We start from the raw sequence: 23,333 nt of genomic DNA, 5'->3' as shown, positions 1-23,333 counted from the left end.
TGCATGGCCACAACCGCCCAGTTCCGGCAGGCACTTCGGATCGGCCCGTCCGGGGACATCTGGCACAAGCCCGCGCTCAGCGCCGTGGTCACCCTCGGTGCGCTCAACCTGACCCTGCTCGGTCTCGGCCGGCTCGACCTCGCCCTCTACACCTCCGCCGGGGGCCTGGGCGCCCTGTACGGGCACGGCCTGCCGTACCGGGCCAGGGCCCGGACACTGGCCGGCGTGTTGCTCGGCACCGTGCTCAGCACCGGAGCGGCCCTCACCGCCGCCGCGCTGACCCACGACGCCGCCGTCCTGGTCGCGGTGGCGGCGGTGCTCGCCGCCCTGCACAAGCTGTTCTGCGACGCCGCCCGGGTCGGCCCGCCCGGCAGTCTGATCATCACCTTCACCACGGCGAGCTGCGCCTTCCTGCCCCAGCGCCTCTCCGACGTCCCCGCGCACCTGGCGCTCACCGTGCTCGGCGCCGCGCTGGCCTGGCTGGTCTGCATGGCCCCGGCCCTGGTGCGCCCGTACGGGCCGGAGCGGATCGCCACCGCCCGCGCCCTGGAGGCCGCCGCCCGGCTGCTGCGGACCGACCGGGACGGTCCGGGCGCGGCCGCCGCCCGTACCGCGCTGGTCGGCGCGGTCGAGGCGGCGTGGCAGAGCCTCGCGCTCTCCTCCCCGAACCGGCCGCGGTCGCTCGGCGACCGACCGGAACGGCTGCTCGTGCACGCGGAGTCCGCCCTGACCGGGCCGGGCCGGGCCGAGGACGCCGACCGGTACCTCGCCCGGGCCCGCGACCTGCGCCGCGACCGCCCGCTGCCACTCCTGGACCTCACCGACGCGGAGGAGGCCGAACTGCGCGCCCGACTCCCCGCCCCGCGCCGTCCGTTCCACCGGACACCGCACCGGGCGCTGCGCCCCGGGTCCGCGCTGCTGCCGATCGCCCTGCGGGTCGCGGTCGGCTGCGCCGCGGCGGGCTGGCTGTCGCTGGCGCTCGGCGTCGGCCGGCCGTACTGGGCGGTGGTCACCGCCGCCTCGGTGTTCCAGGCCAACAGCACGCTCACCTGGCAGCGCGCGCTGCAACGGGTGCTCGGCAACCTGCTCGGGCTGCTGCTGTTCACCGCCGTGCTGCCGGTCGCGCACTCGGGCCCGGTGGCGCTGATCGGGCTCGGGCTGGTCTGCCAGTTCGGTGCTGAGGCGACGATCGCCCGCAGCTACTGGCTGGCGACGGTCTTCGTCACCCCGATGGCACTGCTGATGACGGAGTTCGCGGGCCCGCAGCCGGCCGGGGCCCTGGTCGCCGACCGCTGGCTGGACACCTGCGTCGGCGCGCTCACCGGACTCGCGGCCTGCCTGCTGGTCACCAACCGCCGCACCGCCGCCCGGCTGACCCGCGCCCTGGCCGGCGCCGAGGCCGCCGGCCACCGGGCGCGCGCCTCCGCCGGTGCCTCGAGTGCCCCGGAGGCCCACGCCGCCCGCACCCGCCTCGCCGCCGCCCTGCTGGAACTGCGCGAGGCCGCCGACACCGCCGCCGGCGAGTGGCGCCGCCCCGACCTCCCGCACCAGCGCGCCGCGGTCACCGAGCAGCAGGCCCACCACCTGCTGGCGGCCCTGCTGGAACGGCGCGGCCGCCGGGACCTGCCGGACACGCCTTAGGATCGAAGCCGATCGGCAGGCCGCAGAACGGGAGCAGCACGCGTGGAGGACGTCGTCGCAGGTGTGCTGCGCCAGTGGGAGCGGGCCTACCCGGGGCTGGACACCGGTCCGATCGCCGTCCTCGGCCGGATCAACCGCTGCGCCGCGCTGCTCCAGCAGACCCCGGACCCGCTCACCAGGGCCGGGCTCACCCGCGCCGAGTTCGACATCCTCGGCGCCCTGCTCCGCCTCGACCGCGAGCTGACCCCCACCCAGCTCGCCCGGGAGAGCTTCGCCTCCGGCGCCGCCGTCACCAAGCGCCTGCGGCTGCTGGAGGAGCGCGGCCTGGTCAGCCGCCGCACCGACGACCGGGACCGCAGGGTCGCCCACCTCGCGCTCACCGAGGAGGGCCGCGCCCTGGTGGACGGCCTGATCCAGGAACTCGTCGCCTACGACCGGGCCCTGCTGGTCGGCCTCACCCCCGCCGAGCAGGACCGCCTCGCCGGGGCCCTCAGCGGCCTGCTCAACAGCCTTGAGGGGACCATCGGCCGCACCCCGGGCTGAGCGCCGCGGCCTGCCACGCCCGATGCCGGTGTCGGTGCGGCGTCGGTGTCGGTGCGGCGTCGGTGCCGGCTTCGGTGTCGACGGATCGTCGGCGGAGCGCCGTCGACGGGAAACTATGCTCGGGTGCGACGTGTCAAGTCGTCTGCCGGGAGCACTCCTTGGGCCACCGCGCGAACCGGGACGACGACGGTCGCCCCCACCCGGAGCGCCCGCCCCGCCCCGGTGACCCGCAGGGCGCAGACGAGCGCGGTGAAGGCGCCGGCGAAGCCCGCCTTCCGGCCCCGTACCGTCCGCCAGGCAGGCTTCGACACATGGCTCGGCTCCCCCCGGTACGGCGCCCTCGACGTCCTCGCGAGCCTAGCTCCGGGCGTACCGGCCGTCATGCCCTTCGTTGACGAAGGGAAGCCTCGTTGAGCCTCGCCGGAGGTCGGTCACGGTCGGATCCATGCGAAACGCACGGTCCGTCAACGCCGGAGGCGCCATGTCACCGAAGCGATCCGCCGTCCGGGCCGGGCGTCGCCGGGCCCGGCCGCGGAGCTGGACCGTCGGCAGCCAGCCCATCTCCCCGGCGATCCGGATCGCGTCGACCCGGCCGCCACCTCCCTGATCGCCGCCGCCAGCTCCCGCGCCGGGGCGTCCTTCCCGAGGAACCCGAGCGCACGGGCGGAGAGCGCGGCGCGCAGGTACGCGGGTCGCACCAGTCCGGTGAGGACCAGCGTCCGGCAGCCGGGGAGCTTCTCGTGGAGTTCGGCCGCCGCCCGCAGCCCGTCCAGTCCCGGCAGGTCGATGTCGAGCACCGCGACGTCCGGGCGCACCTCCAGGGCGGTCGGCACCACCAGGTCCCCGCGCTCCACGTCGGCGACGACCTCCAGGTCCTCCTCGTACGCGAGGAGGGCCATCAGCGCGCCGCGCACCATGCTCGTGTCCTCGGCCAGCAGGACCCTGATCATCCGCACTCTCCCCCTGTCAGGTGACGGCCACGGGCGGGGTTCATCAGACAACAGGCCCTGCCAGGGGCCGTTTCCGCGCTTGATCGGCCCCGAGCGGTCCGCCGGTCGGCGTAGCCTTCGTGCATGGCAGAGAGCAAGGTCCGGACGGCCGCGGCGAAGCCGGTGGCGAAGAAGGCGGCGGGCAAGCCGAGGAAGCCGGAATCGCATCTGGCGATGGTGCGGCGGGCCCGGAGGATCAACCGCGAGCTGGCGGAGCTGTACCCGTACGCGCATCCGGAGCTGGACTTCGAGAACCCCTTCCAACTGCTGGTGGCCACCGTGCTGTCGGCGCAGACCACCGACCTGAGGGTGAACCAGACCACCCCGGCGCTGTTCGCGAAGTACCCGACGCCGGAGGACATGGCGGCGGCGAACCCGGAGGAGCTGGAGGAGGTCATCCGCCCGACCGGCTTCTTCCGGAACAAGGCGAAGTCGCTCATCGGCCTCTCGATAGCGTTGCGCGACGAGTTCGGCGGCGAGGTGCCCGGCAGGCTGGACGACCTGGTGACCCTGCCCGGTGTCGGCCGCAAGACCGCCAACGTCGTCCTCGGCAACGCCTTCGGGGTCCCCGGCATCACCGTGGACACCCACTTCGGGCGGCTGGCCCGGCGGTTCGGCTGGACCACCGAGGAGGACCCGGTGAAGGTCGAGGCGGCCGTCGCCGAGATCTTCCCGAAGTCGGAGTGGACGATGCTCTCGCACCGCGTGGTCTTCCACGGCCGCCGGATCTGCCACTCCCGCAAGCCCGCCTGCGGCGCCTGCCCGATCGCACCGCTCTGCCCCGCGTACGGCGAGGGGGAGACCGACCCGGAGAAGGCGGGCAAGCTGCTGAAGTACGAGATGGGCGGTCAGCCGGGGCAGCGGCTCCAGCCCCCGGCCGACTTCCCCGGTGAGGCGGCCGCCCGCGCGGACGCCGCCGTCCACCACGGGCGGGTCGCGGACCTGGCGGTGGACGCATGAGCGAGCGGTGGGGGCACCCCGGCGGCCCGGAGACCGGAGGCGCCGTGCGGGGCATCGAGCCCCACGGTCTGCCGGACTGGCTCGCGCCCGTGCAGGAGGCGGCCGAGCGGGTGCTGCCGGAGCAGCTGAGCCGCTTCCTGCCGCCGGCCGAGGGCGGCCGTCCCGCGGCCGTGCTGATGCTGTTCGGCGAGGGGCCGGACGGTCCCGACCTGCTGCTGATCGAGCGGGCCCGCTCGCTGCGCTCGCACGCCGGCCAGCCGTCCTTCCCCGGCGGCGCGCTGGACCCGGAGGACGGCGACCCGAACGGTCCGGGACCGATCGCGGCGGCGCTGCGCGAGGCCTGGGAGGAGACCGGCCTGGACCCGGCCGGGGTGCAGGTGTTCGCGGAGCTGCCCCGGCTGTACATCCCGGTGAGCGACTTCGTGGTGACCCCGGTGCTCGGCTGGTGGCGCGAGGAGTCGCCGGTGCACCCGGTGGACGAGGGCGAGACCGGCGCGGTGTTCCGGGTCACGCTCGCGGACCTGGCCGACCCGGCGAACCGGGTGCGGCTGCGGCACCCCTCCGGGCACCTCGGGTCGGCCTTCGCGGTCGCCGGGCGGCTGGTCTGGGGCTTCACCGCCGGGGTGATCGACCGGGTGCTGCACCACAGCGGCATGGAGCTGCCGTGGGACCCGTCCCGGATCGTCGACCTCTCGGACGAGGCGCTGGCCCTGGTCCAGGGCGACCTCGAACACTCCAGGGCGCTGCCGGGCGGCGACTCCGGCGCCTCGTGACCGGCCGGCGGCGCGTCCGGCGGGACCGGCGGGACCGGCGGGTCCGGTCCGTTGTGACGGGCCGTCGGCGCGTCCGGCGCGCGGACCGTGGGAGGGTGTCCGGGTGAACGTCCTGGATGTGCTGCTGATCGCCGCGGCCGTGGCATTCGCCGTGTCGGGCTACCGGCAGGGCTTCGTGGTCGGCGTGCTCTCTCTGGTCGGCTTCCTCGGCGGCGGCCTGCTGGCCGTCGAACTGCTGCCGCTGCTGGTGCTCGACCACATCGGCCCCGGCACCACGGCCTCGGTGGTGGCCGTCGTGGTGGTGATCGTCCTCGCCGCGATCGGCCAGGCGGTCACCGCGCACTTCGGCTGGAAGCTGCGCGGGCACATCGGACGCCGCCCGGCCCGGGTGCTGGACGCGTCCGGCGGCGCGGTGGTGAACGTCGTCTCGATGCTGCTGGTGGCCTGGCTGATCGGGTCGGCGCTGGCCGGCGCGTCACTCCCGACCGTCTCCAAGCAGGTCCGCTCCTCGGCGGTCCTCGGCGGGGTGCAGGACGCGCTGCCCGGCGACGCGCCGAACTGGTTCTCCGACTTCTCCAAGGTGCTCGCCCGCAACGGCTTCCCGCAGGTGTTCAACCCCTTCGAGCACGAGCCGATCACCCAGGTCGACACCCCAGACCCCGCGCTCGCCGCCAGCCCAGCGGTGGCGCGGGCCCGGCAGAGCCTGGTCAAGGTGGTCGGCACGGCGACCTCCTGCAGCAAGACCCTGGAGGGCAGCGGCTTCGTCTTCGCCCCGCACCGGGTGATGACCAACGCCCACGTGGTCGGCGGGGTCAACGAGCCGACCGTGCAGATCGGCGGGGTCGGCCAGCTGTACGACGCGACGGTGGTCCGCTACGACTGGCAGCGCGACATCGCCGTCCTGGACGTGCCCAAGCTGAACGCGCCCGCGCTGACCTTCGCGGGCGAGGCGAAGACCAACGACAGCGCGATCGTGGCCGGCTTCCCGGAGAACGGCGCCTTCAACGTCCAGCCGGCCCGCATCCGCGGCCGGATCCAGGCCAACGGCCCGGACATCTACCACCGCGGCCAGGTGGTCCGCGACGTCTACTCGGTGCGCTCGGTGGTCCGGCAGGGCAACAGCGGCGGGCCGCTGCTCACCCCGGACGGCGAGGTGTACGGCGTGGTGTTCGCCAAGTCCCTGGACAGCGCGGACACCGGCTACGTGCTGACCGCGGCCGAGGTCCGGGAGGACGCCGAGCGGGGCGTCGCCGCGACCGCCCGGGTGGACACCCAGGGCTGCGCGCTCTGAGCGGGCGGCGCGGCCGGTCGCCGGCCGCCGCTCCCCGGTCGCCGATCGTGCTCCGGAGGGCGCGCCGGACCGGACCGCCCGATATCCGTCACACCGTCAGGCGGCCCTGATAGCGTCGGCCGCGCTCACCCGTTCGGCTCAATCGGACGCCGTCCAGGAGTGGGCCCGACGGGAGGTCCCGGCAGTCCGATGATGGGTCACTCGCACGCGGTGAGCGGGGCGATGCTGTACGCGGCCTCGGCTCCCTTCCTGCCCCCGCTGCTGCTGCACACCACCTTGCAGCCGGCGGACATACTGATGGGCACGGTGCTGTGCGCGGGCGCGGCCCTGCTGCCGGACCTCGACCACCACGACGGCTCGATCGCCAACTTCCTCGGCCCGGTCTCCAAGGTGCTCTGCCGCTTCGTGGCCTGGGCCTCGGGAGGCCACCGGCACGCCACCCACTCACTGCTGTTCGTCGCGCTGACGGGCGCCGGCACCTGGGCCGGGGTGACCTTCCTGGGCCGCAACTTCACCCTCGGGCTGACCTTCTTCCTACTGGCGCTGGCGATCAGGGCCCTGCGGCTCTGCCCGCCGGGCGACGGCCCGGAGGCGTGGATCACCGTCATCGGCCTGGCCGCGCTCGGCACCTTCGGGATGAACACCTGGATGCCCAACTCGCCCGGCTGGCTCCCGTACGCGGTGGCCCTGGGCACGCTGGCGCACTTGCTCGGCGACTGCCTGACGAAGAAGGGCGCGCCGCTGCTCTGGCCGCACAAGGAGCGCTACGAGATCGTGCTGATCAAGCGCAGCGGCAACAGCGTCGAGACCAAGGTGCTGGTGCCGATCATGTCGGTGGCGACCTTCGTCCTGCTCTGGTTCACCGCGCTGTCGCCGACGATCGTGAACTGAACGGGGTGCCGGGTGCCCGGCACCCCGGCCGAGGTGACGGCCGGTGTGACGCGGCGCGAGGCCTCAGGTCTCGCGCCGCAGCCGTGCGCCCACCCAGCGGGCGCGCCGGCCGAGGATGCGGGGGATGCCGAGCTGTCGCCGCTCCGTGCGCTGACGGCCGTCGGGGCCGTCGAAACCGAGGTCGTCCGCCCGGTCGGGCCGGTGGGCGGAACGCTGGGGGCTGTTGTGGCGTCGGCCGCGCGGAGCGCCGCCGCTTTCGGGCATCCAACTCATACCGGAAGGGATGCCCGTGGGCCGGTGGGGGTAACCGCCCCGGCCTCGCCGAAATTGGCCTATGCGGATGTCATATGAGCGTCAAGCCAAGGGAGTTGGGCCCAACGGCCCTTCCGGCACCGACCGCACGTCCGGCCCTGCCCCACCCGTCACCGGCTACTCCTTGTGACGGCCGATCCAGTCCAGCAGCTCGGCCGTGAACTCCTCCGGCGCCTCCTCGTGCGGGAAGTGCCCGACCCCCGGCAGCAGCCGCCAGCGGTACGGCGCGGCCACGTACTCGCCGCCCCCGAGCGCGGTGTGCGACAGCAGCACCGGGTCCGCCGCGCCCTGGACGTGCAGGGTCGGCGCGGTGATCGGCTTCTTCATCCGCCGGGCGAACTGGATGCCGTCCGGCCGGGCCAGCGAACGCAGCAGCCAGCGGTACGGCTCGATCGAGCAGTGCGCGGTGCTGGGGATCTGGATCGCCTGCCGGTACGCGTGCACGGCGGCCTCGTCCAGGCCGTTCGGGCCGGTCCAGGAGGTCAGGTAGCCGCCGACCAGCTCGGCGTCGTCGGCCACCAGCCGGCGCTCCGGTATCCACGGCCGCTGGAAGCCCAGCACGTGCTCGAAGGCGGCGAACTGCCGACGGTCGGTCAGCAGTGCCCGGCGCAGGTCCCGCGGGTGCGCGGCGGAGACGACGGTCAGGCTCTGGATGACGGACGGACGCATCACCGCCGCCACCCAGGCCAGGGTGCCGCCGGAGGCGTGCCCGACCAGGTGCGCCCGGCGCTCGCCGAGCGAGCGGATCACGCCGGTGATGTCCAGGGCGAGGTTGCCGGGGTCGTACCCGCGCGGGGTGCGGTCGCTGCCGCCGATGCCGCGCAGGTCGAGCGCCACCGCCCGGTAACCGGCCGCGGCGAGTGCGGTCAGCTGGTGGCGCCAGGCCCACCAGTACTCGGGCCAGCCGTGCACCAGCAGCACCAGCGGGCCGGAGCCCAGCTCGGCGATGTGGAAGCGGGCGCCGTTGGCCGCGAGGTCGCGGTGCGTCCACGGGCCGGCCTGCCGGACGCTCCAGGCCTCGCCGCCCTGCGCCGGGGCGTCGCCGGAGGCCGCTTCGACGGGTTCCCGTGCCGGCTCCCGCCCGGGCTCCCGCTCCGGCTCCGGGGTGGGCGCCAGGCCGGCGCCGTCCGGCGCGGTGCCGAGGCCGTCGCGGCCGTCCGGCGCGGTACCGGCCGGGCCTTCGGAGGCGGTGCCGGGGCCTTCGGGGGTGAGGCCGGCGCCGGAGTCGGGACCGGAGTCGGCGGACGGCTGCGCGGGCACGGGCTTCTGGTCAAGCGGCATACCGAGAGCGTGTCACATCCGCGCGTCGGACACGTGCCCGGCACTCGTTGTCGGCGGGTCCGGTGGCCGGTCGGCGCGGGGCCCCGCCGCGGGTCAGGGCGACGCCCCTGCCGGTGGGCCCATGGATCCGCGGAGCACGGATTCCCGGGCTCCGCGGATCCGTGGAATCACGGAGTCGCGGGCTCACGGAGCCACGGACCTACGGGATGCGGCCGAGGGCCCGGTCGATCTCCTCCTGGGTGGCCGGGCGCGGACGGGCGTTCTTCAGCACGTCGGCCGTCTTCTGGGCGCCCTCGATGGTGCGGACCGGCTTCTCGATCTTCTTGAACGAGCGCCAGGCCAGCACTCCGAGCAGCACCGCGAGCAGCAGGTAGGCACCGGCCACGATCAGGAAGGACCAGCCCAGCGAGAGGCCCAGCGCGTGGATGCCGAAGGCCGCGGCGGCGCTCAGCATCGGGATGGAGAACAGCGCCACCACGCCGGCGACGATCAGCGAGACGCCGCCGGAGACGCCGCGCTTGACGTCCGCCCGGATCTCGGCCTTGGCGAGCGCGATCTCGTCGTGGACCAGCGCGGACAGGTCGGCGGTGGCCGCCGCGAACAGCTGCCCCACCGAACGCTCGCCCTCGTAGGGCGCCCGGCCGTTGCTGGACGGGTCTGCGGCTCCTGCGGGCATCAGCGGTTCTCCTCTGCGGCTGTGCGGCGTGACGCCGCCGCGGGTGTGCGGTTCCGGGAGCCGGTGGGGGTTCCGGAGACGTCTGTGGATTCGTCGACAGCTCAGAATCATGCCCCTACCGGTCAGTCGGACACCACTCCGGGGCCCCGCCGGAGGGACGTGTCCCGGCGGCCGGGGCCCTCCGGACGCAGTTCGGAGGCCTTCCGGAGGGGCTTTCCGGCGCTGTCCCGGGCGGATCTCAGCCGTGCCTCAGGCCTGCGGTCCGGACCGGTCCTGGTGGTCCTGGTGGCCTTGGTGGTCCGAGCCCGGGCCCTCGCCGGTGGCCGGGCGGGCCGCCTCGCCGACCCGTGCCCGCCAGGCCGGGTCGTCCTCCTGGTAGACGTCCGGGATGCCGTCCCCGTCCACGTCCCGGTCCTCCTCCTCGCACAGCGCGCGGTAGTGCCGGTTGCGCAGCTTCAGCAACACGGTGGCGACCGTCGCGCAGATCAGCGAACCGAGCAGGACGGCGGTCTTGGCCCGCTTGGCGAGGTCCGGGTCGTCGGGGAAGGCCAGCTCGCTGATCAGCAGCGAGACGGTGAAGCCGATGCCCGCGAGCACCGAGACGGCGACCATGTCGGACCACTTGAGCTGCGGGTTCAGTTCGGCCCTGGTGTACCGGGCGGTCAGCCAGGTACCGCCGAATATGCCCACCGACTTGCCGACCAGCAGCCCGACCACGATGCCGATCGGGGTGGCCTGGGTGAACACCTCGCGCAGCGCCGAGCCGGAGATCACCACCCCGGCCGAGAACAGCGCGAACAGCGGGACGGCCACGCCGGCCGAGAGCGGGCGGACCAGGTGCTCGATGTGCTCGCCGGGGGAGTGCTTCTCGTCGCCCTCCCGGTGGCAGCGCAGCATCAGGCCCATCGCGACGCCCGCCACCGTGGCGTGGATGCCGCTCTCGTGCATCAGCGCCCAGGTCACGACGGCCAGCGGCACGAAGATGTACCAGCCGTGGACACCGCGCCGGTGCAGGAACCAGAACAGCACCAGTCCGGCGAAGGCGAGGCCGAGCGCCCAGAACTTGATGCCGTGACTGTAGAAGACCGCGATGATCAGGATCGCGATCAGGTCGTCGACCACGGCCAGGGTGAGCAGGAAGGCACGCAGCGGGGACGGCAGGTGGCTGCCGACCACGGCCAGCACCCCGAGTGCGAACGCGATGTCGGTGGCGGTCGGGATCGCCCAGCCACCGGGGTGTCCGCCGCTGCCGGAGTTCACCAGGGCGAAGAGGATCGCGGGCAGCGCGACCCCGCAGACGGCTGCGGCCACGGGCAGCAGTGCGGCACTGGGCGTGCGCAGCTCGCCGGCGACGAATTCGCGCTTGAGCTCGATCCCGGCGACGAAGAAGAAGATCGCCAGCAGGCCGTCCTTGGCCCAGGTGGCCAGGGAGAGGTCGAGGTGCAGCGGGGCGGAGGGACCGACGGTGTAGTCGAGCATGCTCTGGTACGCCTGCGGCCAGGCATTGGCCCAGATCAGCGCGATGGCCGCGGCGCCCAGCAGCAGCATGCCGCCGACCGTCTCGGTGCGCAGGGCGTCGGTGATGAACGTGCGCTCGGGCAGTGACAGCCGGCCGAGGAACTGCCGGCGGCGGGTCGTCGGCTCGTGGACGGGCGGCTGATCGGTCACGGGGGACCTCCTGGGGCTGGGAGCGGCAACGGATACACGTGTGGTGTAGTTGCCGACCAGACTTCCCGGCGCGCCCTGTGACGTCCGCGAGTCCCGTCAAGGGATCTTGATACGTCCCTAACAGTCTAGCGGGCGATCAGGTGACATCCGGATTGTCCTACTCAAGGACTTAAGCCCTGTGGGCCGGTTCTGCACTCCGGAGGAGCACCGAACCGCCACCCGGACGGTCCTGGAGAGCCCCGGACGGTCCCGGACGGCTGCCGCTCGCCCATGTGGCGGGCGGGGGTGAACGCGGCGTCGTGGCGACGGAACGGCTGTGCCCCGGGCGGTGACCACCGCCCGGGGCACAGCCGTTGTCCGTCTCAGCCCGTCTCAGTCTGTCTTAGTCCGGTTCAGACCGGTTCAGCCGTCGCCGGCCTGGTGGACCCGGCTGTCGCCGGGCCGGTGGGTTCAGCCGTTGCCGTTGTCCGAGGCCGGCAGCTGGGCCTGGATCTGGCTCATCACCGTGCTGTCGGCCAGGGTGGTGGTGTCACCGACCTCGCGGCCCTCGGCGATGTCGCGCAGCAGGCGGCGCATGATCTTGCCGGAGCGGGTCTTCGGCAGCTCGCCGACCACCTTGATCTGCTTCGGCTTGGCGATCGGGCCGAGCGTGCGGCCGACGTGCGCCCGCAGCTCCTCGACCAGCTCGGGGCTCTCGGTGGCGCCGCCGCGCAGGATCACGAAGGCGACGATGGCCTGGCCGGTGGTGGCGTCGGTGGCGCCGACCACGGCGGACTCGGCCACGGACGGGTGGCCGACCAGGGCCGACTCGACCTCGGTGGTGGAGATGTTGTGGCCAGAGACGAGCATGACGTCGTCCACCCGGCCGAGCAGCCAGATGTCCCCGTCCTCGTCCTTCTTGGCGCCGTCACCCGCGAAGTAGCGGCCCTCGAAGCGGGACCAGTAGGTGTCGATGTAGCGCTGGTCGTCGCCCCAGATGGTGCGGAGCATGGACGGCCACGGCTCGGTGAGCACCAGGTAGCCGCCGGAACCGTTCGGCACCTCGTTGGCCTCGTCGTCCATCACGGTGGCCGCGATGCCCGGCAGGGCGCGCTGGGCCGAGCCCGGCTTGGTCTCGGTGACGCCCGGCAGCGGGCTGATCATGATGGCGCCGGTCTCGGTCTGCCACCAGGTGTCCACGATCGGGCACTTGCCGGCGCCGATGTGCTCGCGGTACCAGATCCAGGCCTCGGGGTTGATCGGCTCGCCGACGCTGCCCAGCACCCGCAGCGAGGACAGGTCGAACTTCGCGGGGATGTCGTCGCCCCACTTCATGAAGGTGCGGATCGCGGTCGGCGCGGTGTAGAGGATGGTCACGCCGTACTTCTGGACGATCTCCCAGAACCGGCCCTGGTGGGGGGTGTCCGGGGTGCCCTCGTAGATGACCTGGGTGGCGCCGTTGGAGAGCGGGCCGTAGACGATGTACGAGTGGCCGGTGACCCAGCCGATGTCGGCGGTGCACCAGTAGACGTCGGTCTCCGGCTTGAGGTCGAAGACCGCGTGGTGGGTGTAGCTGGCCTGGGTGAGGTAGCCGCCCGAGGTGTGCAGGATGCCCTTGGGCTTACCGGTGGTGCCCGAGGTGTAGAGGATGAACAGCGGGTGCTCGGCGTCGTGCGCCTCGGGGGTGTGCTCGGTGGACTGGCGCGCGGTGATCTCGTGCCACCAGACGTCGCGGCCCTCGGTCCACGGGATGTCCTGCTCGGTGCGGCGGATCACCAGGACGTGCTCGACGCCGTCGACCTTGGTGAGCGCCTCGTCGATGGCGGGCTTGAGCGCCGAGGGCTTGCCGCGGCGGTAGCCGCCGTCGGAGGTGATGACGAGCTTGGCCTGGGCGTCCCGGATGCGGGAGGCGACGGCGTCGGCGGAGAAGCCGCCGAAGACCACCGAGTGGGTGGCGCCGATCCGGGCACAGGCGAGCATCGCGACGACCGCCTCGGCGATCATCGGCAGGTAGACGGCGACCCGGTCGCCCTTGCGGACACCGAGCTCCAGCAGCGCGTTGGCGGCCTGCGAGACCTCGTCCTTGAGCTGGGCGTAGGTGATCGAGCGGCTGTCGCCGGGCTCGCCCTCGAAGTGGATGGCGACCCGGTCGCCCAGGCCGTTCTCCACGTGGCGGTCGACGCAGTTGTACGCGACATTGAGCTTGCCGTCGGCGAACCACTTGGCGAACGGCGGGTTGGACCAGTCGAGGGTCTCGGTCGGCTCGACGGCCCAGGTGAGGCGACGGGCCTGCTCGGCCCAGAAGCCCAGACGGTCCTCGGAGGCCTGCGCGTACGCCGCCGCGGTGACGTTGGCGGCTGCGGCGAGCTCTGCCGGCGGGGCGAAGCGCCGCTCCTCCTTGAGCAGGTTGGCCAGGCTCTCGTTGCTCAACGCGCACTCCTCATCGAGTCATGATCGGGGGCGATCCCGTGCGTGGGGATTGTCCCGTGTGTCCCAGCGCACAGCTCACCAGGCGAACGGGGCAGTTGACAAGAGGCTCCTGTGAATTGGTGTAGACCTTTGACCGACGGGCGGCCGACTTCCCGTGCGGTCCGCCGCGGAGAGCCGGCGATCCGTGCGAGGGTGGGTGGGCCCGTGCCCCGGCCCGCCCGGCGGGGGCACGGACCCGGCTCTCAGGCGGCCAGCTGTGGGCCCTCCTCGCTACCCTCTACCGGAATCCGATCGTCCTCATTCACCCGTTCGGCCGATGCTGTGTGGGGTCGGGCACGGGGGCCGGTCCCGGCATCGGCCTCGGCGTGGTGTTCGATTTTGCCTGTGGTGTGGCTCCCGGCGTCGTCCGCGGCTCGGGCTGCGGTTCGGGCCGCAGCGCCGTTCCCGGGATGCTCCTCGCCACAGTCCTCGCCACAGTCCTCGCCTTGGTCTTCACCGCGGTTCTCGCTGCGGGCCTCGACCGGGCTGAACGTCCCGGCCGCCCGGTCCAGGACGTAGGCCTGGGCCGTCGCGAAGTCGAAGTACATCCCGACCAGCCGCAGGGTGCCCTCCTCGACCCGGCGCTCCACCGCCGGGTTCGCCATCAGCTGGTCCAGCTGCTGGACCACGTTGGTGATGCAGAGCTGCTCCGCGACGTCCACCACGGGCCTGGCGGCGAACTCCGCCGGCACCCGTCGGAGCCGGTCCAGCGAGCCGCGGCCGTTGCGCAGCCAGCGGGCCAGCGGGGTGGGCTGCCCCGGGCGCTCGTGCACTCCGTCCAGCAGGGCCTGCATCGCGCCGCAGCCGGAGTGGCCGCAGACCGTGATCGAGCGCACCTCCAGCACCTCGACCGCGTACTGCACCGCGGCGGCCACCGAGTCGTCCGCCGCACCGGGTTCGTGTGGCGCCGGCACCAGGTTCCCCACGTTGCGCACGGTGAACAGGTCACCCGGACCGCTGTTGGTGATCATGCTGGTGACCATCCGGGAGTCCGCGCAGGTCAGGAAGAGCTGGGAGGGCGTCTGCCCCTCCCGGGCCAGCCTGGCGAGTTCCGGTCTGACCAGCGGGGCGGTGTGCAACTGGAACACCCGGACGCCGTCCAGCAGCCGGCCGTGCGGGTCCTCCTGCTGTTCGATGCAGTGGTGGCCGACCCAGGGCGTCCAGGCCCGGCACCGGTGCGGGCCCGGTGAACTGCCCGCGCGCACCGTGCCGTCCGGATCGAGCACCTCGTCGTCCTGACGTCGCGTCACCATCGAGACCCGGCCGCCCGCGCCCTGGTGCCCGGCCCGCCAGGAGTGCAGCGTCTCGTACGCGGCGTGGTCCAGGAAGGAGCCGTCGTGGACCACGGCGACCCCGGCCCCGGCCGGGATGCCGGCCAGGGCCCGGCCGAGCCGGGGGACGGCGGTGAAGGTGAGCGGGCCGTGGGTCCGGACGGTGACCGTGCCGTCGGGGCCGGTCTCGACGTCCACATGGGCCCGGGTCAGCCGGTGGAGGGCGAGCAGTGCGGCGGTGCCGGCCCCGATCGCGACGCCCCACAGCACGCCACCGGCCACCACACCGAGCACGGTGATCAGGTAGACGGGGAACTCGCGGTGCCGGTGCACCTTGCGGATGTGCGCGAAGCTCACCATCTGCAGCCCGACCACCAGCACCAGCGCGGCGAGCGCGGCCAGCGGGATCCGGCGCAGTCCGCCGGTCAGCGCCAGCGCGGCGGCCAGCACCCAGACGCCGTGCAGCACCGAGGCCCACCTGGTCCGGCCGCCGGCCCGCACGTTGGCGGTGCCGCGCACCGCGCCACCGGCGATCGGCAGCCCGCCGACGAGGCCGCTCACCAGGTTGGCCAGGCCCTGGCCGCGCAGTTCACGGTCGAGGTCGCCGGTGCGGCGGGACATCCGGTCGATCGCGACGGCGGACAGCAGCGACTCCACGCTGGCCACGGCGGTGACGGTGAGGGCGGCGGCGAGCAGCCCAAGGAGCGGGCCGTGCGGCAAGGTGGGCAGGAACACGTCCGGCCGCCAGGCGGGCAGTTCGACGTGGGCGAGCCGCAGGTCCAGGGCGACCACGAGCGCGGTGGCCAGCGCGACACCGGCCAGCGGACCCGGCACCGCGGCCAGCCGGGTGCCGAACTCTCCCGCGCGGCCCGGGAGCCGGCCGAGCCGAGGCCAGCAGATCAGGACGGCCACGGTCGCCGCGCCGGCCACCAGTGCGGGTGGGCGAGGATCGGCCAACTGCCCTGGCAGGGCGAGCAGGTCGGCGATCGCGGAGCCCTGCGGCGAGCCGCCCAGGACGACGTGCAGTTGCGCGATGGCGATGGTGATGCCGACTCCGGCCAGCATGCCGTGCACGATCGCGGGCGAGACGGCGAGCGCGGTCCTGGCCACCCGGCGTGCGCCGAGCAGGAGTTGGAGCAGCCCGGCGGCGACGGTGATGGCGCAGGTGGCCTGCCAGCCGTACTGGGCGACCAGTCCGGCGGTGATCACCGTCAGCGCCGCGGAGGGGCCGCTGACCTGGAGCGGTGTGCCGCCGAACAGTCCGACCACGATCCCGCCCACGGCCGCGGCGGCCAGGCCGGCGGCGAGCGGGGCGCCGGTGGCGAGCGCGATGCCGAGGGAGAACGGCACGGCGATCAGGGAGACCACGAGGGAGGCGGAGAGGTCCTGGGCCCAGCGGATCCGGGAGCCCGGGCCCGGTGGCGCGTGGTCGGTGGTGTCGGAGGCGATGGGGGCGCTGGAGATGTCGAGGGTCATTGTCTTCCCGTCTGTCCGGGGGAGCGAACGCAGTCAGGTCCGGTGGTGGGTCCGGCGTGGGGCCGGGGCGGATCGGCTGTCGTGGGTCGCGACGGTGTGGCGGGATGGCGTGGGCGCGGCGGGGGAGTGCGGGATGTCACCGGCCGGCGTTGACCATCAGGGCCGCCAGGGGTCCGGGCGAGGTGCGGGACGTCTCGCGAGGGCCGCCGGGCGAACCATCAAGACTCGGTAAACCGAGGGTAATGAAAGCTTTGCACAGCGTGGTTACGGGAGGGAAGCGGAAAACCCCCTCGTTCACCCCAATGGGTGGTGGTCGAACCGCCGGGAATCTGCTGGTGGGGGCAGTCGGCCCGGATGAACCGGCCGGGGCCGGGTATGCCGACGGGCCGCGGCCTCCCCGGGATGGGGGAGGGCCACGGCCCGTCCGGCTACGGTGGAACGGGTCAGGCGTGGGCGCCCGCCGGGGCCGTGCGCTCGTCCTCGTCCGCGAACTCGCCCAGGACGAAGCCGTCGTCCACCTGGGTGGCGAGGTCGATGCCGACCTTGGAGTTGGCCCAACTCTCCGCGTTGCGGCGGTGGAAGAGCACCGCCTGCTCGGTGTAGCGGCGCGCGTCCCGCCGCCCGTACGCCGTGTCGGCCTCGATCCGCAGTTCCTCCAGCACGGCCCGGTTGGCCGGCTCCAGGGCCTTCAGCGGCGGCTCGGCGCCCTGTTCCAGGCGACGCACCCAGTCCGACTGCCCGAAGGTGGTCAGCAGGTCGTCGCCGACCTCGCGACGCAGGAAGGCCAGGTCGTCCGGGCCCTGCACCTTGTTGCCGACCACTCGCAGCTGCACGCCGAAGTCGCGGGCGTAGTCCTTGTACTGGCGGTAGACGGAGACGCCCTTGCGGGTCGGCTCGGCCACCAGGAAGGTCAGGTCGAAGCGGGTGAACAGGCCGGAGGCGAAGGAGTCCGAGCCGGCGGTCATGTCGGTCACCAGGTACTCGCCCGGGCCGTCCAGCAGGTGGTTGAGCAGCAGCTCCACCGCGCCGACCTTGGAGTGGTAGCAGGCCACCCCGAGGTCCTCCTCGGTGAAGGCGCCGGTCGCCAGCAGTCGGACGGAGCCCTCGTCCAGTGCGATCGGGCGGGCGCAGGAGGCGTAGACCGGGTTCTCCTCGACGATCCGCAGCAGCCGCGAACCGCGGCCGGGCGGCGTGGTTTTGATCATCTCGTCGGAGGAGCGGATCAGCGGGTTGCTGCCGCGCAGGTAGTCCTTGATCTCCGGCAGGTGCCCGCCCAGCGAGGGCAGCCCGACCGCCTGGTCGTCCGTCAGCCCCAGCGCGGGGCCCAGGTGCTGGTTGATGTCGGCGTCCACGGCGATGACCGGCCGGCCTTTGGCTGCCAGGTGGCGGATGAACAGGGCGGACAGCGTGGTCTTCCCGCTGCCGCCCTTGCCGACGAAGGCGATCTTCATCTGGGGACTCCGGCTCTCGCTCTGGGCCCTCGCGACGGGCCGCCTGCCCAGGGGCCGCGTGGGGGCGGGATCCCCTAGTTGGAAATCGTTATCGTCTCCGATAGCGGCCATGCTAGCCGGGGTTTGGGGTCCGCCGGGGGCGGGAAGTGAGGATTGCCTCTAACGGGTGATGCGGGGTTGCTGTTCCGGGAGGGGCGGCCTGTTCATTACTCTCGGGTAGGTGAGCACTGGAACTGATCCCCTCGCCCCGCTGGCCCAGCTCCCCGGGGTGCCCGACGCGGTGGCCGAGGTGCGCAAGGCCGTCGACCGGCTCTACGGCCACCGGGTGATGCGCCGCCGCGCGGCCGAGGTCACCTCCGAGTCCGCGCTGCGCGGCGCCCGCGCCTCGGCGGCCCTGGCCGGGGCCGACTGGTCGCTGGAGGAGGTCCGCCGCCGCAGCGACTTCGGCGCTGAACCCGAGGCCAGGACGGTCGGCGCGGCCCTGCGGATCGCCGCCGAGGCCGGTCAGCTGCTCAGCATCTGGCGGCACTCGCCGCTCCAGGTGCTGGCCCGGCTGCACCTGCTCGCGGTCGGCGACGGCGAGCAGGCCGCGGGCCGCCCGCGGCGGGCCGGGGAGGGCGCCGAGGAACTGTTCCCGCTGGAGCTGAAGCCGGTGGAGAGCGTCGAGGTCGACGCCGTGGACGGGCCCTTGCCCGTGCTGCCGCCCGCCCCGGGCGCGGACGAGGTCGCGGCCAGGCTCGACCAGCTCTCCCGGCTGCTGGTGGCGCGCGCGGAGGGCCAGGGCGTGGGTACGCCGGCCCTCGTCGTGGCCTCGGTGGTGCACGGCGAACTGCTCGTACTGCGGCCGTTCGGCACCCACAACGGGGTGATCGCCCGGGCCGCCCAGCGGATCGTGCTGATCGCGGAGGGCCTCGACCCGAAGTCGGTCTGCCCGGCCGAGGTCGGCCTGGCCGAACTCGGCACCGCCGCCCACCGCCGGGCCCTCGCCGGCTATCTGGCGGGGACCCCCGAGGGGATGGCGGCCTGGATCGCGTACTGCGGCCGGGCGCTGCGGCTCGGCGTGCGCGAGAGCACGGCGGTCTGCGAGGCGATGCAGCGCGGGATGGTCTGAGCGGCCGGTCCTGACCGGCGCGAGCGCCCCGTCGAGGGGCGTGCGGACACGATGATGCGGCGGCACCCGCTTCTGCTGGGTGCCGCCGCTGGTGCAGATACCGGGTGACCATGCATGCACCGGAAGTGCCGATCAGACGGGGATCCTGCCCGTTCGTCTGGTCCGGCGGCCCGACAGCGGGTCGGCTGCATGTGGGTGCCCGGATATCTGTACGTGCGGTCCGTGGGGCCTTAACTGCGTTGTCGGTTTGACCTCTTAGGTCCTGACCGGGTCTCGCGGGCCGTGCTTCATTTGTATCGCGTTTCGGGCGAAAGGGGAACCCGAAACGAGAAGTCTGTCCCGATTGACCGTTTTGTCCAAGGAGTGCCGGGTGACACGGCCCCTCAGGCCGCGGGGCGCCGCCGGCGGGCCAGGTACCAGATCACCCCGGCGGTCACGGCGGCCGTCCCGACCGCCACGGCGGTCAGCACCGAACCGCTCGGTGCGGAGAACTCGGGCAGCCGGCGCCGCAGTTCCACCGGCTTCTCGAAGACCAGCACCGGCCACTCCCGGGCCTGCGCCTCCTTCCGCAGCGCGCGGTCCGGGTTGACGGCCGACGGGTGGCCGACCGCCTCCAGCAGCGGCAGGTCGGTGGAGGAGTCGCTGTAGGCGTAGGAGGCGGCCAGGTCGTAGCCCTCGGTCGAGGCCAACTCCCGGATGGCGGCGGCCTTGTTCTCGGCGTAGGCGTAGTACTCGATCTCGCCGGTGTAGCAGCCGTCCTCGACCTGGAGGCGGGTGGCGATCACGTGGTCCGCGCCGAGCAGCCGGCCGATCGGCTCGACCACCTCGGAGCCGGAGCTGCTGACGATCACGACGTCCCGCCCGGCCGCGTGGTGCTGCTCGATCAGCGAGGCGGCCTCGTCGTAGATGATCGGGTCGATCAGGTTGTGCAGGGTCTCGGCGACGATCTCGCGGACCTGCTGGACGTTCCAGCCCCGGGTGAGCGCGGAGAGGTACTCGCGCATCTTCTCCATCTGGTCGTGGTCCGCGCCGCCGACCAGGAAGACGAACTGGGCGTACGCACTGCGCAGTACGGCCCGACGGTTGATCAGGCCGCCCTGGTAGAACGGGCGGCTGAAGGCCAGCGCGCTCGATTTGGCGATGATGGTCTTGTCGAGGTCGAAGAAGGCCGCCGTGCGCAGCCCGCCGGGTCGGGGGAGGCCGGGCGGACGGAGTTCTCCGGGCCCGGTGGTGTCGCCCTGGGACTCGTCGGCGTGGTCGTCGGCGTTCTCGGTGGTGTCCACGGGAACCGAGGATAGAGGGAGCCGCAAAAGACCCCGCCATTCGGCGTACTCGCGGGCGTGTGGGTTTGTGTTTCTGGCCGCTCGGGTACACCATGGAAGTCACGGATCGTTCGCGACCGTGCTAACCCGGTCCGGCTCCTCCCCCCCGAGTCGGGCTGTGGATAGACGACCCCCGCTCTCCCCCCCGGCGGGGGTCGTCGCACGTCCGGGGCCATTTTCAGGGCTTGAACGCCCTTCGCGGCGCATTCGGCGCCGCCGCTCCGGCGGCTTACAGGGGGTGTCCGCGGTTCGGGCCGCCGGCCGACTTTCGTCACTCTGTGTCGCCATTTGCTCATGCCGGTCGAAGATCGAACGGCTGGTTCCGATCGGTGGCGCCGGCCTCTCGGAGCGCGGTGCCCGGACGGTGTCGGGCGGTGGTCCGGAGAACGACCGGACGGGACGGGGCGGGTCACCGGTTCATCTCTGTGACCCCCTTTCGTCAATTCTTCGCCGATTAGCCCCCCGCCCGGGTGAACGTTTTCATCCACAGTCCACGAGTTATCCACAGGCAATCGGAACTCGGATGACGGAATCCGGATCTCCCCCCACCGTGATGACCGGCGGCGGTCGCCGGGCAGGGCCTCAACCCCCTTCCTCCCCCAGAGGTCTGCCTGGCGGCTGTCCGCCGGAACCGTCCGACGTGCGCCGCCGGCCACCCCCGGTGGCCGGCGGCGCGGAGGGGAGACCACCATGTCGACGCCGATCGCCGACCACATCACCGCCGAGGGCCCCGCTGTCGCCGGGCCGCTCGTCGTCACCGAGGACGAGGGCCTGGCCGAGCACCTGCTGCGGATCTGCGCGGCGGCCGGCACCGAGCCGAGGCTGGTCAGGGGTGCGCCGCCGACGCGGGAGCTCTGGGAAGGAGCCTCGCTGGTCCTGGTCGGGGACGACCAGGCGGTCCGCTGCTCCGATCTGGGGCGGCGCGGCGGCGTGCTGCTGCTCGGGCTGGACCTGGACGACCCCGGAGTCTGGGTCAGAGCCGTCCGGCTCGGGGCCGAGCACGTGCTGTTCCTGCCCGACGCCGAAGCCTGGCTGCTCGACCGGATCGCCGACGCGGCCGAGGGCGTCGGGTGCCCGGCGGTCACCGTGTCGGTGCTCGGCGGGCGCGGCGGGGCCGGGGCCTCGACCCTGGCCTGCGCGCTGGCGGTCACCGCCGCCAGGGCGGGCCGGCGGACGATGCTGATCGACGGCGATCCGTTGGGCGGGGGCCTCGACATCCTGCTCGGCGGCGAGCGGGTCAGCGGGTTGCGCTGGCCCGATCTGGCCGGCTCACGCGGGCGGGTCAGCGGGGCCGAGCTGGCCAGGGCGCTGCCGGCGCTCAAACGGCTCACCGCGCTGTCCTGCCTGTCCTGGGACCGCGGCGACACCCTGACCGTGCCGCCGGAGGCCATGCGCAGTGTGCTGGCCGCATCCAGACGGCGCGGCGGGCTGGTGGTGGTCGACGTGCCCCGTCACCTCGACGCCGCCGCCGGGCAGGCGCTGGAGCAGTCCGACCTGGCACTGCTGGTGGTGCCGTCCGAACTGCGCGCGGTGGCCGCCGCGGACCGGGTCGCGGCGGCGGCCCGGATGCGGCTCGGGGACGTCAGGGCCGTGGTGCGACCGGTGCAGGCCGCCGGGCTCGCGACCCGGCAGATCGTCCGCGGGCTGGGGCTGGCACTGGCCGGGGAGCTGGAACCGGAGCCGGGCCTGGCCCAGGACGTGGTGAGGGGCGTCCCGCCCGGGAGTCGGGAGAGCGGCCCGCTGGCGCGCTTCTGCGCGACCTTCCTGAACGAGGTGCTGCCGCCGGTGCCGGTGGTCGGAGGAGGTGTGTACTGATGGACCGTCTGCGTCGAACAGTCCTGCGGGGCGGCTCGTCCGGCCCGGGTGCCGGTGCGCGGGAGCACCGGCCGCTCAGGAGCGTGCCGCCGACCGGCAGGCTGCCGGAGGCCGAGCACGGGCCCTGCCCGTACGGCCGGACGGCCCGCGAGCAGCGGACGGCGGCCCTGGTGGACGCGGTCCGGCTGCGACTGGCCGAGTCGGGGGCAGCCCCGACGGCAGGCTCGGTCGCGGCCGCGCTGCGGGCCACCCGTCCGCCGCTCGGCGGGGACGAGGTCCTGGACACCGTGCGCTCGCTGCGCGCCGAACTGGTGGGTGCGGGCCCGCTGGACCGGCTGCTGGCGGCGTCCGACGTCACGGACGTCCTGGTGAACGGGCCGGACGAGGTGTGGGTCGACCGTGGCGGCGGCCTGCACCGGGCCACCGGAGTCCGGTTCGCCGATGCCGAGGCGGTGCGGCGGCTGGCCCACCGGCTGGCCACCGCGGCCGGGCGGCGGTTGGACGACGCCCGCCCGTGGGTGGACGCCAGACTGCCGGACGGCACCCGGCTGCATGCCGTGCTGCCGCCGATCGCGGCCGGCTGCACCCACATCTCGTTGCGGGTCTGCCGTCCCCGGCCGTTCACGCTCGACGAGTTGGTGGCGGGCGGGTCGCTGCCACCGGAGGGGGCGGAGCTGATCGCGGGCATCGTGCGGGCCCGGCTGTCGCTGCTCGTGTCGGGTGGGACGGGCTCGGGGAAGACCACGCTCCTGTCGGCCCTGCTCGGCCTGGTCGGGTCGGACGAGCGGATCGTGGTCGCCGAGGACTCCGCCGAGCTGCAACCGGCCCACCCGCACGTGGTCCGGTTGCAGGGCCGCCCGCCGAACCAGGAGGGGCTGGGCGAGTTCACCCTGCGGGATCTGGTCCGCCAGGCGCTGCGGATGCGCCCGGACCGGTTGGTGATCGGCGAGGTCCGCGGGGCCGAGGTGTCGGACCTGCTGGCCGCTCTGAACACCGGGCACGAGGGCGGCTGCGGCACGGTCCACGCCAACACGGCGGCGGACGTGCCGGTCAGGCTGGAGGCCCTGGGCTCGCTCGCCGGCCTCGACCGGCCGGCCCTGCACAGCCAACTGCGCTCCGCGCTCGACGTGGTGGTGCACCTGGTCCGTGATCCGGGCTCGGGGCGGCGCCGGGTGGCGGAGATCCACACGCTGGCCGGGGACCGCGCAGGGCTGGCCGTGACCACACCCGCGGTGGCCTTTCCCGCGTCCGGCGGGTGGTGCCCCGGCGCGGGCTGGGAGCGGCTGGTCGGCCTGCTGGCGGCGCGCGGGGTGTCGCTCGGGTCGGGGCGGTCGTGATCGCGGTGACGGCGGCCGGGCCGGCCGGGCCGGACGTACGGGTGGTGGAACTCGCCTTCGTCCTGCTGCAGGGCGGG

At 73.6% G+C, this 23,333-nt stretch carries 17 protein-coding genes and 1 pseudogene; 9 read left to right on the top strand and 9 right to left on the bottom strand.

The genetic code is table 11. From position 1 onward, the window contains the following. The first annotated feature begins 3 nt into the window (after positions 1-3). Positions 4-1,641, top strand: coding sequence for an FUSC family protein (locus ACIQOW_RS06945; protein ID WP_401080520.1), 1,638 nt, complete (start codon positions 4-6; stop codon positions 1,639-1,641). A gap of 42 nt (positions 1,642-1,683) precedes the next feature. Continuing rightward, a complete protein-coding gene (locus ACIQOW_RS06940) occupies positions 1,684-2,184 on the top strand; it encodes a MarR family winged helix-turn-helix transcriptional regulator (protein WP_401080518.1) in 501 nt (166 codons plus the stop codon). 587 nt (positions 2,185-2,771) lie between these two features. On the opposite strand, the pseudogene ACIQOW_RS06935 reads toward ACIQOW_RS06940, so the two are convergent. After that, positions 2,772-3,134: pseudogene (locus ACIQOW_RS06935) on the bottom strand (response regulator); the annotation flags it as partial. A 123-nt stretch (positions 3,135-3,257) separates the two neighbouring features. On the opposite strand from ACIQOW_RS06935, the gene nth reads away from it, so the two are divergent. The 4 genes from nth (at position 3,258) to ACIQOW_RS06915 (ending at position 7,088) form a co-directional block, all read left to right on the top strand. Further along, on the top strand, positions 3,258-4,133 hold the full coding sequence (nth, locus tag ACIQOW_RS06930; RefSeq protein ID WP_401080516.1) for an endonuclease III: 876 nt from the start codon (positions 3,258-3,260) through the stop codon (positions 4,131-4,133). Then, positions 4,130-4,906 (top strand): CoA pyrophosphatase, encoded by a 777-nt coding sequence (locus ACIQOW_RS06925; RefSeq protein ID WP_188300224.1) that lies wholly within the window; start codon positions 4,130-4,132, stop codon positions 4,904-4,906. Before nth ends, ACIQOW_RS06925 begins: the two co-directional genes overlap by 4 nt. A gap of 103 nt (positions 4,907-5,009) precedes the next feature. Next, positions 5,010-6,197, top strand: a complete 1,188-nt coding sequence (locus tag ACIQOW_RS06920; RefSeq protein ID WP_188300225.1) for a MarP family serine protease — start codon at positions 5,010-5,012, stop codon at positions 6,195-6,197. A gap of 189 nt (positions 6,198-6,386) precedes the next feature. After that, complete coding sequence (locus ACIQOW_RS06915; protein WP_401080513.1) at positions 6,387-7,088, top strand: metal-dependent hydrolase; 702 nt, start codon at positions 6,387-6,389, stop codon at positions 7,086-7,088. 63 nt (positions 7,089-7,151) lie between these two features. Here ACIQOW_RS06915 and ACIQOW_RS06910 read toward each other — a convergent pair whose 3' ends face one another. From ACIQOW_RS06910 to ACIQOW_RS06880, 7 genes are all read right to left on the bottom strand, one after another. Continuing rightward, positions 7,152-7,352, bottom strand: coding sequence for a hypothetical protein (locus tag ACIQOW_RS06910; protein ID WP_049652146.1), 201 nt, complete (start codon positions 7,350-7,352; stop codon positions 7,152-7,154). A 165-nt stretch (positions 7,353-7,517) separates the two neighbouring features. Beyond that, positions 7,518-8,516 carry an alpha/beta fold hydrolase gene (locus tag ACIQOW_RS06905; RefSeq protein WP_401081345.1) on the bottom strand — a complete coding sequence of 333 codons (999 nt, stop codon included), beginning with the start codon at positions 8,514-8,516 and terminating at the stop codon, positions 7,518-7,520. Between the two features lie 364 nt (positions 8,517-8,880). Then, positions 8,881-9,357, bottom strand: coding sequence for a phage holin family protein (locus tag ACIQOW_RS06900; RefSeq protein ID WP_401080510.1), 477 nt, complete (start codon positions 9,355-9,357; stop codon positions 8,881-8,883). 249 nt (positions 9,358-9,606) lie between these two features. After that, complete coding sequence (nhaA, locus tag ACIQOW_RS06895; protein ID WP_401080508.1) at positions 9,607-11,025, bottom strand: Na+/H+ antiporter NhaA; 1,419 nt, start codon at positions 11,023-11,025, stop codon at positions 9,607-9,609. Between the two features lie 450 nt (positions 11,026-11,475). Then, positions 11,476-13,434, bottom strand: a complete 1,959-nt coding sequence (acs, locus tag ACIQOW_RS06890; RefSeq protein ID WP_401080506.1) for an acetate--CoA ligase — start codon at positions 13,432-13,434, stop codon at positions 11,476-11,478. A 242-nt stretch (positions 13,435-13,676) separates the two neighbouring features. Continuing rightward, entirely contained in the window at positions 13,677-16,220 is a 2,544-nt protein-coding gene (locus ACIQOW_RS06885; RefSeq protein WP_401080504.1) for a SulP family inorganic anion transporter, read from the bottom strand. Between the two features lie 443 nt (positions 16,221-16,663). Further along, positions 16,664-17,671, bottom strand: a complete 1,008-nt coding sequence (locus tag ACIQOW_RS06880; RefSeq protein WP_401080502.1) for an ATP-binding protein — start codon at positions 17,669-17,671, stop codon at positions 16,664-16,666. Between the two features lie 220 nt (positions 17,672-17,891). Here ACIQOW_RS06880 and ACIQOW_RS06875 point away from each other — a divergent pair, with 220 nt between their 5' ends. Continuing rightward, complete coding sequence (locus tag ACIQOW_RS06875) at positions 17,892-18,782, top strand: oxidoreductase (RefSeq protein WP_401080500.1); 891 nt, start codon at positions 17,892-17,894, stop codon at positions 18,780-18,782. A gap of 383 nt (positions 18,783-19,165) precedes the next feature. Here ACIQOW_RS06875 and ACIQOW_RS06870 read toward each other — a convergent pair whose 3' ends face one another. Beyond that, positions 19,166-19,963 carry an HAD family phosphatase gene (locus ACIQOW_RS06870; protein WP_188300236.1) on the bottom strand — a complete coding sequence of 266 codons (798 nt, stop codon included), beginning with the start codon at positions 19,961-19,963 and terminating at the stop codon, positions 19,166-19,168. An 831-nt stretch (positions 19,964-20,794) separates the two neighbouring features. Here ACIQOW_RS06870 and ssd point away from each other — a divergent pair. After that, on the top strand, positions 20,795-21,919 hold the full coding sequence (gene ssd / locus ACIQOW_RS06865; RefSeq protein ID WP_401080498.1) for a septum site-determining protein Ssd: 1,125 nt from the start codon (positions 20,795-20,797) through the stop codon (positions 21,917-21,919). Next, positions 21,919-23,256 carry a TadA family conjugal transfer-associated ATPase gene (locus ACIQOW_RS06860; protein WP_401080496.1) on the top strand — a complete coding sequence of 446 codons (1,338 nt, stop codon included), beginning with the start codon at positions 21,919-21,921 and terminating at the stop codon, positions 23,254-23,256. The genes ssd and ACIQOW_RS06860 overlap by 1 nt, the downstream gene beginning before the upstream one ends. The last annotated feature ends 77 nt before the right edge of the window (positions 23,257-23,333 follow it).

The organism is Kitasatospora sp. NPDC091335 (assembly GCF_044757205.1).
GTDB lineage: Bacteria > Actinomycetota > Actinomycetes > Streptomycetales > Streptomycetaceae > Kitasatospora.
This window is presented reverse-complemented; position numbering and strand designations above follow the sequence as displayed.

Bases quoted from the DNA above. Each gene is read 5' to 3' on its own strand.
- ACIQOW_RS06945 (WP_401080520.1), top strand. From the start codon at position 4: ATGGCCACAACCGCCCAGTTCCGGCAGGCACTTCGGATCGGCCCGTCC.
- nth (WP_401080516.1), top strand. From the start codon at position 3,258: ATGGCAGAGAGCAAGGTCCGGACGGCCGCGGCGAAGCCGGTGGCGAAG.
- ACIQOW_RS06925 (WP_188300224.1), top strand. From the start codon at position 4,130: ATGAGCGAGCGGTGGGGGCACCCCGGCGGCCCGGAGACCGGAGGCGCC.
- ACIQOW_RS06915 (WP_401080513.1), top strand. From the start codon at position 6,387: ATGATGGGTCACTCGCACGCGGTGAGCGGGGCGATGCTGTACGCGGCC.
- ACIQOW_RS06910 (WP_049652146.1), bottom strand. From the start codon at position 7,352: ATGCCCGAAAGCGGCGGCGCTCCGCGCGGCCGACGCCACAACAGCCCC.
- ACIQOW_RS06900 (WP_401080510.1), bottom strand. From the start codon at position 9,357: ATGCCCGCAGGAGCCGCAGACCCGTCCAGCAACGGCCGGGCGCCCTAC.
- ACIQOW_RS06885 (WP_401080504.1), bottom strand. From the start codon at position 16,220: ATGACCCTCGACATCTCCAGCGCCCCCATCGCCTCCGACACCACCGAC.
- ACIQOW_RS06880 (WP_401080502.1), bottom strand. From the start codon at position 17,671: ATGAAGATCGCCTTCGTCGGCAAGGGCGGCAGCGGGAAGACCACGCTG.
- ssd (WP_401080498.1), top strand. From the start codon at position 20,795: ATGTCGACGCCGATCGCCGACCACATCACCGCCGAGGGCCCCGCTGTC.
- ACIQOW_RS06860 (WP_401080496.1), top strand. From the start codon at position 21,919: ATGGACCGTCTGCGTCGAACAGTCCTGCGGGGCGGCTCGTCCGGCCCG.